The 15923-nt window shown below is 46.6% G+C and carries 17 protein-coding genes; 2 read left to right on the top strand and 15 right to left on the bottom strand.

Annotated features, from left to right (window positions below; genetic code table 11):
• Positions 1-45: 45 nt before the first annotated feature.
• From C0033_RS27735 to C0033_RS26395, 15 genes are all read right to left on the bottom strand, one after another.
• The gene (locus C0033_RS27735; protein WP_278320787.1) at positions 46-171 is read right to left on the bottom strand and encodes a hypothetical protein; all 126 of its coding nucleotides are present in this window, start codon (positions 169-171) and stop codon (positions 46-48) included.
• Positions 172-256: 85 nt separating this feature from the next.
• Positions 257-526 carry an HPr family phosphocarrier protein gene (locus C0033_RS26460; protein WP_103230854.1) on the bottom strand — a complete coding sequence of 90 codons (270 nt, stop codon included), beginning with the start codon at positions 524-526 and terminating at the stop codon, positions 257-259.
• Positions 527-620: 94 nt separating this feature from the next.
• The gene (locus tag C0033_RS26455; RefSeq protein ID WP_103230853.1) at positions 621-1268 is read right to left on the bottom strand and encodes an epoxyqueuosine reductase QueH; all 648 of its coding nucleotides are present in this window, start codon (positions 1266-1268) and stop codon (positions 621-623) included.
• A 124-nt stretch (positions 1269-1392) separates the two neighbouring features.
• On the bottom strand, positions 1393-2520 hold the full coding sequence (rpoD, locus tag C0033_RS26450; RefSeq protein WP_103230852.1) for an RNA polymerase sigma factor RpoD: 1128 nt from the start codon (positions 2518-2520) through the stop codon (positions 1393-1395).
• A 96-nt stretch (positions 2521-2616) separates the two neighbouring features.
• On the bottom strand, positions 2617-3504 hold the full coding sequence (locus tag C0033_RS26445) for a YegS/Rv2252/BmrU family lipid kinase (protein WP_103230851.1): 888 nt from the start codon (positions 3502-3504) through the stop codon (positions 2617-2619).
• 15 nt (positions 3505-3519) lie between these two features.
• Positions 3520-4662, bottom strand: coding sequence for an A/G-specific adenine glycosylase (mutY, locus tag C0033_RS26440; protein ID WP_242984604.1), 1143 nt, complete (start codon positions 4660-4662; stop codon positions 3520-3522).
• Positions 4649-5629, bottom strand: a complete 981-nt coding sequence (locus C0033_RS26435; protein ID WP_103230850.1) for a biotin--[acetyl-CoA-carboxylase] ligase — start codon at positions 5627-5629, stop codon at positions 4649-4651. The genes mutY and C0033_RS26435 overlap by 14 nt, the downstream gene beginning before the upstream one ends.
• Positions 5630-5634: 5 nt before the next feature.
• A complete protein-coding gene (locus tag C0033_RS26430) occupies positions 5635-5943 on the bottom strand; it encodes a DUF6637 family protein (RefSeq protein WP_103230849.1) in 309 nt (102 codons plus the stop codon).
• Between the two features lie 31 nt (positions 5944-5974).
• Entirely contained in the window at positions 5975-6964 is a 990-nt protein-coding gene (gene argF / locus C0033_RS26425) for an ornithine carbamoyltransferase (protein ID WP_103230857.1), read from the bottom strand.
• Between the two features lie 43 nt (positions 6965-7007).
• Positions 7008-8159, bottom strand: a complete 1152-nt coding sequence (locus C0033_RS26420) for a patatin-like phospholipase family protein (protein WP_103230848.1) — start codon at positions 8157-8159, stop codon at positions 7008-7010.
• Positions 8160-8283: 124 nt separating this feature from the next.
• Positions 8284-9225, bottom strand: coding sequence for an SPFH domain-containing protein (locus tag C0033_RS26415; RefSeq protein ID WP_103230856.1), 942 nt, complete (start codon positions 9223-9225; stop codon positions 8284-8286).
• A 9-nt stretch (positions 9226-9234) separates the two neighbouring features.
• Positions 9235-9675 (bottom strand): NfeD family protein, encoded by a 441-nt coding sequence (locus tag C0033_RS26410; RefSeq protein ID WP_103230847.1) that lies wholly within the window; start codon positions 9673-9675, stop codon positions 9235-9237.
• A gap of 94 nt (positions 9676-9769) precedes the next feature.
• Entirely contained in the window at positions 9770-10552 is a 783-nt protein-coding gene (locus C0033_RS26405; protein ID WP_103230846.1) for an RNA methyltransferase, read from the bottom strand.
• A 10-nt stretch (positions 10553-10562) separates the two neighbouring features.
• The gene (locus tag C0033_RS26400) at positions 10563-12479 is read right to left on the bottom strand and encodes an NAD(+) synthase (protein ID WP_103230845.1); all 1917 of its coding nucleotides are present in this window, start codon (positions 12477-12479) and stop codon (positions 10563-10565) included.
• Positions 12480-12591: 112 nt separating this feature from the next.
• Positions 12592-13974 (bottom strand): MATE family efflux transporter, encoded by a 1383-nt coding sequence (locus C0033_RS26395; protein ID WP_242984603.1) that lies wholly within the window; start codon positions 13972-13974, stop codon positions 12592-12594.
• Between the two features lie 119 nt (positions 13975-14093).
• Here C0033_RS26395 and C0033_RS26390 point away from each other — a divergent pair, with 119 nt between their 5' ends.
• Both C0033_RS26390 and C0033_RS26385 read left to right on the top strand, forming a co-directional pair.
• The gene (locus tag C0033_RS26390) at positions 14094-14525 is read left to right on the top strand and encodes an Rrf2 family transcriptional regulator (RefSeq protein ID WP_103230844.1); all 432 of its coding nucleotides are present in this window, start codon (positions 14094-14096) and stop codon (positions 14523-14525) included.
• Between the two features lie 15 nt (positions 14526-14540).
• Positions 14541-15266, top strand: coding sequence for a tRNA threonylcarbamoyladenosine dehydratase (locus tag C0033_RS26385; protein WP_103230843.1), 726 nt, complete (start codon positions 14541-14543; stop codon positions 15264-15266).
• Positions 15267-15923: the final 657 nt, after the last annotated feature.

Below are 15923 nucleotides of genomic sequence, written 5' to 3'. Positions count from 1 at the left end.
TCACTGCGAATGGCGCCGGCCTGCCTTGTTCTGTCCTTACGGGCCTTAGTTGTTCTTAGGGGCGAATCCCGAATCCGATCTGGCTGCATCTTTCTTCCCCGGCCCGGACGGCCCCTCCGACCTTCGTCTTACGGCTCCGAATCCCGATTCCGGGCGTACCCCTTCCGCCACCCCCGTTAAATAACAATTTTGTGCAATAACGAAAAAAGAGCGCTGCACTTGCCGTGCAACGCTCTCAAAAATATCAAATGAAAGATCAGCCCATCTCGCCAAGGCCGCTCTCAATTGCCTTAGCCATAGCATCCATAGCTGCTGCCTCATCTTCGCCTTCACAGATCAGATTGATCTCTGTTCCGCACTTAATTCCAGCTGCCATAACGTTCAATACGCTCTTTGCAATAATGCGTTTCTCTCCACACTCAATAATAATATCGGACTTAAATTTCATAGCAGTCTGTGACAAAACTCCCGCTGGTCTCAAGTGTAATCCTGATGGATTTACTACTGTTAAAGTTTTAGTTAACATATCCTTATTCTCCTTTATATTATATTCTCCCTCACGTTTCATTGCTAAATTTACAAATCCACTATTAAAATTTTAGTACAAATCCACTACGGTGTCAAGCAAAAGGTACTTGAGTTTCCTCACTTGAAATTCGTTCGTTGTAAGAGAAAATGCACCCGCAGTAATTTTGACGGTATAATCCGTATTCTTTCGATAATTCGGTCGAACGTTTATATCCTTCCCTCTTTTTAAAATCAGAAGGCAGATAGTTTGTCTGGTACTCCGCCGCAAGCCTTTCCCCGATCTCATTCAGCTTATCCGCATTTTTAAGAGGGCTGATGGATAATGTGGTGGTAAAATAATCGTAACGGCCGGCCGCCGCCACTTTTGCAGCCTCCCTGAGGCGAAGCTCATAGCATCGAAAACAGCGTTCTCCGCCTTCCGCGTCCTTCTCATGGCCTTTTGCGATCCGGTAGAACTCATCGGTATCATAGGGGCCGTTTACAACGCTGACAGGATTTTTGAACTTCATGCGGTCCACCAGATCCTGCTGCTCCTTCACCCTTTTATAATACTCATTAGGCGGATAAATATTAGGGTTATAATAATAAACGGTTATTTCAAAATACTGTGACAAATACTCCAGCACATAGCTGCTGCAGGGCGCACAGCAGCTGTGCAGCAGCAGACGGGGTACCTTCGTTTCCGGCTGCAGACCACTTATGATACCATCCAGTTCTTTTTGATAATTTCTTTTATTCATATGACCTTCCATTCTGTGACTCACAATCATGTGATATGTTTGAACGCAGCATTTCCACTGAATCTATGTAACGCAAATAAGGGCAGGCGAAACCTCTGTTTCACCTGCCCCTGAATATTAAAAATTAAAGGAAATCTCTGATTCGTTTGCTCCGAACCGGATTTCTTAACTTTCTCAGGGCTTTGGCTTCAATCTGACGGATTCGTTCGCGTGTAACATTAAATTCCTTTCCGACTTCTTCCAATGTTCTTGGATGTCCGTCTTCCAGGCCAAAACGCAGTACAATAACCTGACGCTCTCTCTCCTTCAGATCTCCCAGCAGCGCGTCAATATGTTCTCTCAACATCACAGATTCCACATTGCCTTCCGGGGTCACCACATTGTTGTCCGCAACAAAATCGCCAAGGTTGGAGTCGTCTTCCTCTCCTATGGGAGTCTCTAAGGATGCCGGTTCTCTTGCGATCTGCATGATCTCCATCACCTTATCCTCTGACATCTCCAAAGCTTCAGCCAGCTCTGTTACAGACGGTTCATAACCGAGTTCCAGCGTTAATTTACGCTGCATCTTCGACATCTTGTTAATAGTCTCCACCATATGCACAGGCACACGGATTGTTCTGGCCTGATCCGCCAAAGCGCGGGTAACAGACTGACGAATCCACCAAGTTGCATATGTACTCAGTTTGAATCCCTTCGTATATTCAAATTTTTCTACGCCTTTGATCAGTCCCAGATTACCTTCCTGAACAAGATCAAGGAAACTCATACCTCTTCCGGTATAACGTTTGGCGATGCTGACAACCAGTCGAAGGTTCGCCTCAATCAGGCGCTCTTTCGCGTATTCGTCCCCTTCTGACTTCAGTTTTGCCAACCGCAGTTCCTCATCCGCACTTAAAAGCGGAACTGTACCAATCTCCTTCAAGTACATGCGGACCGGATCTTCCGTTCCGATTCCTTCCAACAGATCAATGGCATCCAGATCAATGTCTTCATCTTCAGTTTCTTTGATAAAGCTGTCATCTACATCATCATCCAGAAGCAGGGCATCATCCACTAAAACGGTGTCGTCTATTACCGGGATCACGTCGATTCCATGACCCTCCAGGTAACTATAAATATGCTCCATTTGATCCGGATTCAGATTATCGCCGGCAAAAAAATCACTCACTTCAGCCACATCAAGTGTTTGGTGCTTGGTCTTTGCCAATGCTACAAGCTTATCCAGCTTCTCTAAAAAATTGTCTTTTTCCACTCCGTAACGTCCTTTCGGTAAGAAGTTTACTTAAAAACCTACACAACTAGTCATTATATACTACCGGTATACATTTTTCAACATATTTTTTGAATTTTATATTTTTATAATATTAATTCGATTTTGCAGATTTTCAATGGTAACTTCTGTCCTTGTTCCGCCAAACTCACCGTCCAAAACCCAGTCCACCGGCTCTTCTGAGAAAAGGGTCAGCTTACTTGTCTTAAACTTGTGAACATATTCATTTTGCTCTTCCTTTAAAAACATATAGGAGATAATATTGCTCAGATCCAGCGGCGTCTTGGGCATTCTGATTAATAACACCTCAAACATCCCGTCATTTAACGCCACGCTTTGCGGCACAAGGCCCTTAAAACCGCCCACGCTGATTGTATTCGTTATCATTCCGAATATAAAATCGTCCTCGATCACCATATCCGAGGTTTCCACCTTCATATGATACGGTTTCACGGACAGCAGGCTTTTTACCCCTTCCAGCATATAGGCCTGATGGCCCAGCATATTTTTCTTCTCCTGGGGCGTCATATAGGAGACTTCCGTAAATGCGCCGAAAGCCGCAATATACACAAAATACCGGTCCTCGCAAAAATGCCCGATATCGATAGGATACGGCGTTCCCTCCATGATTTCCCGGGCCGCCTTGCTCATATTGGACGGCAGTCCCAGACTGGTGGCAAAATCATTGGTGGAACCGGCGGGAATATACCCTAACAGCGGCGGGTCTTTCAGCTGCATCAGCCCGCAGATCGTCTCATTCAGTGTCCCGTCACCTCCGCTGCACACAACCAGATCTTTGCCCGCTGCGCGCTCTTTCACCACATTCACCGCATCTTTGGTTTTCTGGGTGACATGAACCTGAATTTCATATCCGCCTTTTACAAAAGTATCCAAGATACTTAAAAGGTGGTTTTTAATCTGGGCTTTTCCGGATCTTGGATTAAACACGAAAAGCATCTGTTTCATCCATATCCCTCCTCACTAAACATTATCCGCATTTATCTGTTTCATATACGCAGCAAATGCATTGGGCAGAGGGTATTTCTCCCTCAAGTCCCTTTTTTCTGCAAACAGATAAGGCAGCCGGCCTTTCTGTTTTATAACAATCCGGTATCCGGTCATATTCCATTCCACATGGGAAAATATATGTTTGGACTCCGGCAGAACCTCAATATGCTCTATCTGTTCGTCTGAAATTTCCAGTTTCTTTGGAAGTTCCTCTATTTTTATATGACCTTCCAGGTTTGGAAATTCATAAAGCGATGCCAGTAATCCCTGATCCGGACGCTTATGAATGGCTATCTTTCCGTCACATTCCAGGATAAGGATGGTACGGTCTTCCTTTTTGCGTGCTTTTTTCGGAGCTTTATAAGGGATTTCAGCAGTCAGCCCCCTGCGCTTTGCCAGACAGACCGACTCCAGAGGACATTCCCCGCATTTCGGAGCCCCGTTTGGAACACAGACAATCGCTCCGATCTCAATCAGCGCCTGGTTAAAATCTCCCGGCCTGTCCTTTGGCATCACAGCCTTTATCTCCTGTTCCATCCTCTTCTTCACCGACTGCTTTGTAATATCTTCCCGATCCGCTAAAACACGGGAAATTACCCGCAGCACGTTGCCGTCCACGGCAGGAGCCGGAATCTGATAGGCGATGGACGCCACTGCGCCCGCAGTATAGCTGCCGATACCCGGAAGTTCCAAGAGCGTCTCATAGGAGGACGGCACGTTTCCGCCGTGACTCTCCATCATAATCTGAGCCGCTTTTTTCAAATTCCTGGCACGGTTATAATATCCCAGTCCTTCCCAAAGCTTCAACAGCTGTTCTTCCGGCACCTCCGCCAAATCTTTCACCTGAGGAAGCGCATTCATAAACCGTTCGAAATACGGCTTGACCGCTTCCACCCTGGTCTGCTGAAGCATGATCTCGGAAATCCATACGCGGTATGGTTTGGGATCGTCCCGCCACGGCAAAATCCTGGCAGACGTCTCATACCATGCCATGAGAGGCCCTGCCATCGATTTTAAGCGCTCTTCACGCCCCATCTCCTGATCTTCCCGCTCAAGGACTTTTAAGCCGCCGTAAAGCTGTTTTGAAATTTCCTGTGCATCTTTATACATATCCATATATTCCACGTACTGAAACCTCTCCGGAAACCACTTTCTGAAGGGTTCCATCCTCTAACTCCACCAGAAGCTCACCTGATTTATTAATACCCCTGGATACTGCGCAGTAATCGCCTGACGGGGCCAGCACCCGCACTTCTCTGCCTCGGTTTGCCAGCTTTTCGTTGTATTCTTCCATCAGCAGGGATAAATCCTCTGTCTCCAGAAACTTCTGGTAATAAACTTCAAACCAACGGATCACAGCAGCTATTAAAGCGCTTCTGCTCACCGGCCGGCCGGATTCAATTCTCAAAGAGGTGGCGGTCTTTGCCACCTCTTCTGCAATTTCGGTTAAATTCACATTGATCCCCATCCCAATGACCACATAGTGAATGCAGTCCAGTTCAGCGCTCATCTCCGTCAATATGCCGCAGACTTTCTTTCCGCCATAGACCAGATCATTGGGCCATTTGATTTCCGTTTCCAATCCTGTTACTTCTTTAATTCCTGCCAGCACGGCCATAGCGGCCGTCAAGGTCAGCATGGAGGCACAGGAAGGGGAAATCTGGGGTTTTAAGATCAGGGTCATGTAAATGTTTGCAAAACGGGGAGACACCCAGCTGCGGCCTCTCCTGCCCTTCCCGGACATCTGGCAGTCGGCTACCACTAAAGTGCCGGACAAAGCGCCCTGTTCCGCCAATGCCTTTGCTCTTGTATTGGTAGAATCAGTTTCATCATAATATACCAGATTCTTCCCCATCCACTGACTGTCCATACAACTGCTCAGTTCCGCCTTTGTGATAACATCGGCGCTCTTTTCCAAACAATAACCTTTATTTCTGACGGCTTCGATCTGGTATCCTTCTTCCTGAAGCTGTTTTATCACCTTCCACACGGCCGTCCTGGAAACATGAAGCTCCTCGCAGATATCCTGGCCGGACACATAGCCGTCGGCCTCTTTCAGCATTTTTAATATCCTTGTCTTCACCGTTATCACCCCCACCAGATGCTGACAGCGCTGGCAATGGACAGAATGGCCAGCAGAATTGCCGCCACGATCAGCCCGATTCCCGACATCTTTTTCTTCTTATCCCGTCCGCTCTGATGAATCCGGTAAATTCCATTGATCATGTTAAGAGACGCAGCGAGCAAAAAGATCAGCGGAAACAGTAGCAAATTCCCTTCCGGATTCAAAAAAGAAATAACTGCCAGCACCACAATCAGAATGCCGATTATGATATGAATCATATCCAGCGCCAGCGACGCATTTCTTGGACCTCTGTGTTTTTCCTGTCCGTACATAAACCCGCTCCTATCCTATTATAAAATGAATCTATTCTCCTAAAGTTGCAGCCATAACAGCCTTAATGGTATGCATGCGGTTTTCCGCCTCGTCAAAGACTTTGGAACGGGAGGATTCAAATACTTCATCCGTCACTTCCATATCGCTTATGTTAAAGCGTTCTGCCATCTCTTTTCCGATCTTGGTCTTTAAATCATGGAATGCAGGCAGGCAATGAAGGAAAATCGTGTTCTCTCCGGCGTGATCCATCACTTCTTTTGTAACTTTATAAGGTGTGAGTTCACGGATTCTCTCTTCCCATACCTCGTCCGGTTCTCCCATGGATACCCAAACATCGGTGTAGATCACATCCGCTCCCTTCGTTCCTTCCATAACATCTTCAGTCAATGTAATGGTAGCTCCGCTTTCAGCAGCAAATGCCTGACATTCTTTTACCAGTTCCGGATTCGGGAAATATTTCTTAGGAGCGCATGCTACAAAATGCATTCCCATCTTAGAACAAGCCACCATCAGTGAATTGCCCATGTTATAGCGCGCATCGCCCATATAGACTAATTTTACGCCTTTTAAATGTCCTAAATGCTCTCTGATCGTAAGAAGATCCGCCAGCATCTGAGTTGGATGGTATTCGTTCGTTAAGCCGTTCCATACCGGAACGCCTGCATATTTAGCCAGTTCTTCCACGATTTCCTGGCCGAAGCCGCGGTATTCGATTCCCTCATACATACGGCCTAATACTCTTGCCGTATCTGCAATGCTCTCTTTTTTGCCGATCTGGGAACCGGACGGATCCAGATAGGTAGTTCCCATCCCCAGGTCATGAGCTGCCACCTCAAATGCACATCTTGTTCTGGTGCTGGTTTTTTCAAAGATCAAAGCTACATTTTTTCCTTTAAAATTGTCAACTAAAATTCCTTTTTTCTTTTTGTCCTTTAAATCGGCGGATAAATCCAGCAGATACTGAATCTCCTCTGGGCTGTAATCCTTCAATGTCAAGAAGTTTCTTCCTTTTAAGTCCATCTTCGCATCCTCCACTTTTGTAATCATTTTGTATTTAAACATACTACATCGGCAAAATACTGTCAAGTAAACCGATCTTAACATAAACTTTTTTGACAAGTTCGTCCACAGTATAAACCTTAAAACGCTTAATTTTCATCCTTTTCGCCATATCCTCCAGAACCGCCAGATACAGTTCTTTATATCCCCAGTCCTCTTTCAGCTTTAAAACCGACGCTAAGTGAGGAAACATGTATTCCGTAAAAAACCGGTAACCCTCCGGTTCTCCGTAAGGCTCTTCGCCCAATTCCTTCTCTATATAATGCCGGATCAATTCGATCTCAGACATCATCTTATCGAAATAATAAGCTTCGCCATATGGCGCATCGATATAATAAGCCCGCCCGGATAAACCATATAAGAATCGGAGCCCGTCATAATATCCCATGGTCATATTTTTCCTGGACTGGCGCGCATCAAATTCCAGAATGCCGCCCAGTCCCTGACGTGGAGCGATGTGATACACATTAGCGTCCTCAGGCACCTTTACCACCCGTTCCTTATCGAAACCCCAACCATAGATTCTGATGATGATGATATCCCGGTATCCCCGGTCTAAAAGCACATCCACGGGAACATTATTGACGCCTCCGCCGTCCATATAACGCTTTCCCTGGAGTTTTTCATTCTTAAACGCCATGAAATAGGCGCTGGCCAAAAGCATATCCGCCATGGTGCCCGGCTCCGCCTGGTTAATATCCACAGCCAGCTCCTTTCTCTCGGACACGGAATAAGTGATGGCATACAGCTTCCTGTCGGAACTTCGTATCTTCTCTTCATCAATGGCCTCCGCCATCAGTTCACGTAGCGGAGTGATATCAAAACCTCCGTCCTTTATCAGCTGCAGACTGCTGTTGAGCACCTCCGTCAGATTAAGGGAACGGAAATTTTTACTTTTTATGTTCTTCATCAGCTCATCATTTACATTCATCACATCGGAATAGCTGATATTCTTCCATATCTTTTCCGCTGTCTCCAAATCGTCCATGCACATCAGCGCTCCGTTTAAAGACCCCACAGAAGCTCCGGCTATGGCTTTGATCTTCACACCGGCTTCTCTCAAAGCTTTCCATGCCCCGATCTGATAGGCGCCTTTGGCCCCTCCGCCTTCCAGCACGATCCCGTATTCCTTATCCAAATCCAGTTTTATATCCATAAATGCTCCTATATCTATGAGGATTTTAACATTAGGGGTGAAGGGATTTTCGAAAAAGCTTTAAGCCTTTTTGAAAATCCCTTCACCCCTAATGTAAAAAATCCCTTTTGCAGTACCTGCTGCTTTATTTCTGATCTTTGCTTCCCACTTCCACAAGTGAACTCACAAGGCCTGCGATGCCCTGAATTTCAGATGGGATAATGATCTTGGTCGCTTTGCCGTCCGCAGCTGCTGCAAACGCCTCTAAGCTCTTAATCTGAAGAACCGCGTTGTCGGCTCCCGCTTCTTTAATAAAGCGGATACCGTCGGCAGTCGCCTGCTGAATTTTAAGTATGGCCTCAGCCTCACCTTCTGCTTCCCGGATCTTCTTTTCTTTCTCAGCTTCCGCACGAAGAATTGCAGACTGTTTATCAGCCTCCGCATCCAGGATTACAGACGCTTTTTTACCTTCTGCAACCAGAATTGCAGATCTCTTCTCACCTTCCGCACGGAGAATGGATTCACGGCGCTCACGCTCTGCCTTCATCTGTTTCTCCATCGCGTCTTTAATCGCTTCCGGAGGAATGATGTTTTTCAATTCCACACGGGTTACTTTAATTCCCCATGGGTCGGTAGCCACATCCAGGGACGCTCTCATCTTCGTATTAATGGTTTCTCTGGAAGTCAGGGTCTGATCCAGTTCCAGATCACCGATGATATTTCTCAGGGTAGTCGCCGTAAGGTTCTCAATTGCCATAATCGGATTTTCCACACCATAAGTAAAAAGTTTTGGGTCTGTGATCTGGAAAAATACTACCGTATCAATTCTCATAGTTACATTATCTTTCGTAATAACCGGCTGGGGAGCAAAATCCACAACCTGCTCTTTTAAATTGACTCTCTTAGCAATCCGGTCAATAAACGGTGTTTTAAAATGAAGCCCTACAGACCAGGTATCTTTATAAGCTCCAAGGCGTTCCACAACCATCGCATGTGCCTGAGGAACAATCTTCACACATGACGTTAAAATCATCAAAATAACAATAAGCAGTATTATAAGTCCTACAAATCCGGTAAAAAATCCCATAATTCCCATTTATGCCTCCTCTTGAGCTTTGCTCACAATTAGTTTTACTCCCCTTACTTCCTTTATCATAACCATAGTTCCGGGGGCGTATACTTCATGTTCCTCTTCTGCTCTGGCCGTCCATTCCTGTCCGTTCACCACAGCCGTTCCAGTTCCATTCTCATTGTTCACTTCTACTGTTACGCGGGCAGTTTTTCCAATCAGGCCTTCCACATTCGTCTTAACTGTAGTTCTGTTGATATATCTCGCCGCAAACGGCCTTGTGCCGAACAGCAAAACAAAGGAAACTACCACAAATGTTACCAGCTGTACTTCAATGCTGCAATGAAGAAGTGAAAGGATAAAAGCTGCCAGTGCTCCGCCTGCAAACCAGATCGTTGTGAGCGCAAATGTCGCAAGCTCAATTACAACAAAGATTACCAATGCAGCCAGCCAAAAAATTGTTGCCATCTTATCAACTCCCTTCTCAGATATTTTACTATATTGTCAGACATTTTACAAGTGTTCTGCTTTAGGAATCTGATTCGGAAGAAAATTGTAAGAATTAATTCATTCTTCTCTGTCTCGCCGCTTCAAACATCAGCACGGATGACGCCACTGCCGCATTTAAAGACTCCACCTGTCCTGCCATCGGTATCTTAACTAAGGTATCCGCCCAGGCCGCCGCTTTATCGCTCAGGCCATTGGCTTCATTGCCGATTAAAAATCCGGTATTTCCGGAATAATCCTCCTGTTCGTAACTGCCGCGTCCCTTTAAATGTGCCGCAAACAGCCGGATCTTCTTCTCTTTCAGCTGTTCAAACGCCCGGTCCATATTCTCCGCATACACAAACGGCACGCGGTAAATGGAGCCCATGGTAGACCGGATCGTTTTTGGATTATAGATATCGGCCGTTCCCTCACTCATGATTACGCCGGTGATTCCAGCGCCTTCGCCGGCCCGGATGATGGTGCCCAAATTGCCCGGGTCCTGGATCGCCTCTAAAACCATGATGAGAGCCGGTCCCTCTGCATTTAAAATATCTTCCATTGTATAATGAAACTGCTTTACAACGGCTAACACCCCCTGCGGCGTCTGCGTATCCGACATGGACTTAAAAACGTCATCCGTCACACACTCCCAGGATATTCCGTCCAACAGATTCTTATGTTTGGTTTCTTTCAAAAAGCTCTCTGAAACGTATACTTTCTTCACATTTGCCCGGGGAAGTTCGGAAAACATCTTGATGCCTTCCACAACAAACAAATCCTCGGTTTTTCTTAACTTCGCTTTCTTTGCCAGCGCCGATACAAATTTCACCTGGCTGTTGGAAGTGCTGCTGATCATATTGTCATCCTCATTTATCTATAGTTTCCAGATCTTCCATCCAGATCCTGCTGCATGCGTCGCTTGGCATGCGAAGATCGCCTCTCGGAGATACGGCCGCCGAACCCACTTTCGGTCCGTCCGGCAGACAGGAACGCTTAAACTGCTGGCTGAAAAATCTGCGGTAAAATACTTTTAACCATTTCAGTATGGTTTCTTTATCATATTCTTTTCCAAATGCATGAACCGCCATCCGGTATATCTTGGAAGGCATATAGCCAAATCTCAGAATGTAATACAGGAAAAAGTCATGAAGCTCATAAGGGCCCACCAAATCTTCCGTTTTCTGGGAAATCACTCCGTCCTCAGGAGGAAGCAGTTCCGGGCTGACAGGCGTATCAAGAACATCCAGCAGCACTTCTTTAAGCTCCTCTTCGCCGCACGTATCCGCATAATAGCGCACCAGATGGCGGACCAGCGTTTTCGGAATGGAGGCATTCACCCCATACATGGACATATGGTCACCGTTATAAGTAGCCCAGCCCAAAGCCAGTTCCGACATATCCCCTGTTCCGACCACCATTCCGCCAACCTGATTGGCAATGTCCATCAGAACCTGGGTTCTCTCCCTGGCCTGTCCGTTTTCAAACGTCACATCATGTTTTTTCATATCCTGATTTATATCTTTAAAATGCAGCGTCACCGCATCTTTAATATCCACTTCCTGAAGGGATGCTCCCAGTTTCTGCGTCATGATGCACGCATTGTTGTAAGTCCTGTCCGTGGTTCCAAAACACGGCATGGTCACCGCATGAATCTGGCTTCTTGGGATGTCCAGCATATCAAATGCTTTGGCCGTAACGAGAAGCGCCAGCGTGGAGTCCAGACCGCCGGAAATGCCGATCACCGCATGTTTACATCCGGTATGCTCCAGCCTTTTTTTCAGTCCCAAAGCCTGAATGGAAAGAATCTCCTCACACCGTTTATTACGGGCTCTCTCCTCGTGCGGAACAAATGGTGTGCTCTCAATATATCTGTTTAATTCGAGGACTTCTGTTTTCAGTTGAAATTCAACGGTCTGATATTCTTCATTCCCGCCGATCTCAAAAGTTGTCATTCTCCTGCGTTCGCTGTCCAGACGGGAAAGATCCAGATCGCCGTATACCACTCCGGTTGTAAAACGCTTTGATATGGCCAGGCATGTGCCGTTTTCCGCTATGATATTATGGCCTCCGAACACTAAATCCTGGGTGGATTCTCCCTCTCCCGCATTAGCGTAGATATAACCGCAGACGAGACGGGCGGCCTGACCTGAAATCAGGCTTTCCCGGTAAGTATCTTTGCCGACGGTTTCATCGCTGGCCGAACAGTTGGCAATCACGGTGGCTCCCGCTAACGCATGGGAAATGCTGGGCGGACACGGAACCCAGACATCCTCACAGATCTCAGCCGCCGCCACAAGTCCGGGAACGTTCGAGCATCGGAATAACAGGTTCGTCCCCATGGGAACCTTCTCCCCTTTCCAGGGAACCATAACCGGAATCTGGTTGCCGCGGCTGAAATGGCGCGCTTCATAGAATTCGGAATAATTGGGAAGATTGATCTTCGGCACAACTCCCAGAAGTTTACCTCCGTGAATCACGGCTGCCGCATTATAAAGTTTCCCGTCTCTCTCCCATGGCAGGCCGATAAAAGCAAGGATGTCCAAATCCGCAGTTTCTTCAATGATGACATTCAGTTCTTCGGCCGCCTTTCTCAAAAGGGCCGTCTGCAAAAACAAATCGCTGCAGGTATACGCAGTCAGGCACAATTCGGGGAAAACCATAATTTTAGCATGATTTTCAGCACCTTCTTTCAAAAGGGCCACGATCTGTTCCCGGTTGTATTCAGGATCCGCTACTTTTATCTTTGGAGTCGCCGCCGCAACTCTAATAAACCCGTCTTTCATCTCTACCTCTCATTCTGCCGCAAAAGCAGCTTTTTATTAATAAAATATTCCTGCAAAACTGCCAAACCCGAAACGGACGGCAGCGGCCACCAGGGCTGTGAATAGTAACCTCTTACTGCTTCTTTTCCGCATACTTGGGCAGCCATTTCGCTTTCCAGCCGTAGAGCATATCCATCAGCATGGTTGTCGCCCAAGTGATCGGGTAACACCACATAACGGCTTCATAGCTGGGAAAATACGGTACAAACCAGTTGATATAAATCATTCGGAGAATGCACATATTGCCAACTCCGATCAGCATGGAAACCATGGTTTTCCCCGCTCCACGGAAGCTTCCCATCAAAATCTGGTGAAAAGCCAGCGTCGAATAAAACGGAAGCAGAATATACATGGTCACATGTCCATACTTAATCACGGATGCGTCTTTTGAAAAGATTCCTAAAATAGTATCCACATTAAAGTATAATGCCACCGACAGGATCACCGTATATATCAGGCTGATCACAATACCCTGGAAAATTCCTTTTTTGACCCGGTCCGTCTTTCTCGCGCCTATGTTCTGGCCTGTAAATGTAGTGGCCGCCATACAGAAGCTCTGAAGAGGAAGCATAACAAATCCGTCGATCTTGCTGTAAGCCCCAAACCCGGCCATGGCCGCAGCTCCAAAACTGTTGACATTCGCCTGGACGATTACGTTGGACAGGGATATGATCGACTGCTGAATGCCGCTTGGAATGCCGATTTTCAAAATTCTCTTCAGCATTCTGACATCAATTTTTATGGATTTTAAAACGACTTTATAGATATCCTCGGTTTTTACCAATGCCCTGAGTGTCAGCCAGGCCGATACTGCCTGAGCGATTATGGTAGCATATCCCACTCCGGCAATGCCCATATGAAAAACGACTACGAAAGTCAGATCCAGCACGATATTTACCACGGAAGAAACACACAGATAGTACAGCGGCCGTTTGGAATCACCTACCGCACGGAGCACGCCGGCACCCATATTATAAACCAGGTTAAACAGGGAGCCGCAAAAAAAGATTCTCAGATAAACGGTAGAATTACTCATAACTTCTGCCGGAGTTCCCATCAATCTTAAAATAATGGGGGACAGAATCACTCCCAGGAAAATCAGGAACACTCCTCCGATCATGCTGAGCGCCATGCAGGTATGTACAGCCCAATGCAGCTTCTCTTTGGATCTGGCCCCATAATACTGCGATATGATAACGCCCGCGCCTGTTGCAATCCCCATGAACATACCAATAATCAGGTTAATCAGCGAGTTGCTGGATCCCACCGCCGCCAAGGCCTCACTGCCGATGTAATTGCCTACAACAATGGAATCCACCGTATTATAAAGCTGCTGAAATATATTACCAATCAAAAGGGGGATGGAAAAGAAAATCAGCTGTTTCCATATCACTCCCTCTGTCATAATTACCTGCCCCTTCATATGCTTCTCTTCCACGATATAACCTCCCTGCATTCATAAATTTCAGTATACAACATTTGCCAATAAAATGGAAGTTTACATTTTCAATAATATCGTGTACAATCATTTATATCATACTAATTAGATAAGAATTGTCAAAGGCGGTGACTTTCATGAAAATATCAACAAAAGGCAGATATGCGCTTCGCATGATGCTGGAATTTGCCCTTCATCCCGACGAGTGCACAAAGATCAACCAGGTGGCCGAGCGCCAGCAGATATCCGTAAAATATCTGGAACAGATTGTGACCATATTAAGCCGCGCCGGTTATGTGAAAAGCATGCGCGGATCTCAGGGCGGATATAAATTGACCCGCGATCCTTCCGAATACACGGTGGGCATGATTCTTCGCCTTACGGAAGGCAATCTGGCGCCTGTAGCCTGTTTAGAGGATGCCGAAAACCAATGCCAAAGGGCCGGCGTCTGCGTTACCCTGAACGTTTGGAAACAGCTAAATGACGCCATCAATCAGGTTGTAGACAATGTCACCCTGGCCGATCTGGTAAAAGAACAGCTAGCTAAACCTGATCAAAATCTATTATAACTGACTGAGGTAGATATGATACATCCATTTTCCAGAACAGAACTATTAATCGGATCTGATAACTTGAATAAACTGGCTTCCTGCACCATCGCAGTCTTCGGTGTGGGCGGAGTTGGCTCCCACTGCATCGAGGCCCTGGCCCGAAGCGGCATCGGGCGCTTGATTCTGGTGGACAACGATACGGTTTCGATCACTAACATTAACCGCCAGAGCATCGCACTCCACTCCACTGTCGGCAAATACAAAACCATAGTAATGAAAGAACGAATCCATGACATCAATCCAAACTGCCAGGTACTCACATTTGAAACATTCGTGCTTCCCGACAATCTGCCCGCCCTGTTTGACGGAATTGACGGTTCCATCGACTATATAATCGACGCGGTGGACACAGTTTCTGCTAAAATCGCCTTGGTACAATACGCAGTCTCCCACGGCATTTCCATCATCGCTTCCATGGGAACCGGCAACAAACTCCATGCCGAGCTCTTCGAAATCGCCGACCTTTCCTCCACCTCCATCTGCCCCCTCTGCCGCGTCATGCGCCGGGAGTTGAAGAAGCGGGGGATCGAACATTTGAAAGTTCTCTATTCCAAAGAAACGCCGCTGAAACCTTTGGCGGAAACGGAAGAAGAAACTTCCAAACGGGCAACTCCAGGCAGCATATCATTCGTCCCGCCAGTTGCAGGACTGTTGATCGCCGGAGAGGCAATCCGAGATCTATTAAATTTAAATTACTGAAAATCTTTATTTAACTGGCGAAGGTACGCCGAAAAGAAGGGGAAGCCCAGGCGGGCGGCGGAAGTAATCGGCGAAATGGGATTCGGGATTCGCCCCTAAGATGTACTAAGACCCGCAAGGACAAAAAGAGACAGGACCGCGCCCATTCGCAGTGAACTCTTGATGACTTCACTGCTCAAGGGGCGCTTAGAACCTGATTCGGAATTCAGTTTCTACCTGTCTCTTTTTATCCTTGCGGATCTAAGTACATCTAAGGGGTTCCTTACGATCCCATTTCGCTGATTACTTCCGCCGTCCGCCTGGGCTTCCCCTTCTTTCCGGCTGTTGCTTGGCTAGCTGAGGGTAAAAAAGATTTGGTGGATGGAGTAGTTTTTTACATCAACCGTGAAGTCTTTTTCAGAAATGCCTTCACCATTTAATGTAAAGGGTGAGGTCATTTTGCGAAATGCCTTGACGTTTAAAGTAAAATTGAAGTCATTTCTGAAAATCCCTTCATGATCTATGTAAATTTGGCTTTACGTAAATACCAATGCATAACATTGTTTTTAACCAGGCTAGCGAAAACCAGCCCGGAATCGAGATGCGGGGAAGGGAGAGGCGGTCTTTACGGGAACCCGGGCGGGGGGAGAATGAAAAAAGGACAATTGGGATCGTATG

Source organism: Clostridium sp. chh4-2, from assembly GCF_002899675.1.
Taxonomy (GTDB): Bacteria; Bacillota; Clostridia; order Lachnospirales; family Lachnospiraceae; genus CHH4-2.
Note: the sequence above shows the minus strand (reverse complement) of the source record. Positions and strands in the feature narration are given on the sequence as shown.

Excerpts from the sequence above, each read along its gene's own strand:
- C0033_RS26460 (WP_103230854.1), bottom strand. The coding sequence starts at position 526 with ATGTTAACTAAAACTTTAACAGTAGTAAATCCATCAGGATTACACTTG.
- C0033_RS26455 (WP_103230853.1), bottom strand. The coding sequence starts at position 1,268 with ATGAATAAAAGAAATTATCAAAAAGAACTGGATGGTATCATAAGTGGT.
- C0033_RS26445 (WP_103230851.1), bottom strand. The coding sequence starts at position 3,504 with ATGAAACAGATGCTTTTCGTGTTTAATCCAAGATCCGGAAAAGCCCAG.
- mutY (WP_242984604.1), bottom strand. The coding sequence starts at position 4,662 with ATGGATATGTATAAAGATGCACAGGAAATTTCAAAACAGCTTTACGGC.
- C0033_RS26430 (WP_103230849.1), bottom strand. The coding sequence starts at position 5,943 with ATGTACGGACAGGAAAAACACAGAGGTCCAAGAAATGCGTCGCTGGCG.
- argF (WP_103230857.1), bottom strand. The coding sequence starts at position 6,964 with ATGGACTTAAAAGGAAGAAACTTCTTGACATTGAAGGATTACAGCCCA.
- C0033_RS26420 (WP_103230848.1), bottom strand. The coding sequence starts at position 8,159 with ATGGATATAAAACTGGATTTGGATAAGGAATACGGGATCGTGCTGGAA.
- C0033_RS26415 (WP_103230856.1), bottom strand. The coding sequence starts at position 9,225 with ATGGGATTTTTTACCGGATTTGTAGGACTTATAATACTGCTTATTGTT.
- C0033_RS26410 (WP_103230847.1), bottom strand. The coding sequence starts at position 9,675 with ATGGCAACAATTTTTTGGCTGGCTGCATTGGTAATCTTTGTTGTAATT.
- C0033_RS26405 (WP_103230846.1), bottom strand. The coding sequence starts at position 10,552 with ATGATCAGCAGCACTTCCAACAGCCAGGTGAAATTTGTATCGGCGCTG.
- C0033_RS26400 (WP_103230845.1), bottom strand. The coding sequence starts at position 12,479 with ATGAAAGACGGGTTTATTAGAGTTGCGGCGGCGACTCCAAAGATAAAA.
- C0033_RS26395 (WP_242984603.1), bottom strand. The coding sequence starts at position 13,974 with ATGCAGGGAGGTTATATCGTGGAAGAGAAGCATATGAAGGGGCAGGTA.
- C0033_RS26390 (WP_103230844.1), top strand. The coding sequence starts at position 14,094 with ATGAAAATATCAACAAAAGGCAGATATGCGCTTCGCATGATGCTGGAA.
- C0033_RS26385 (WP_103230843.1), top strand. The coding sequence starts at position 14,541 with ATGATACATCCATTTTCCAGAACAGAACTATTAATCGGATCTGATAAC.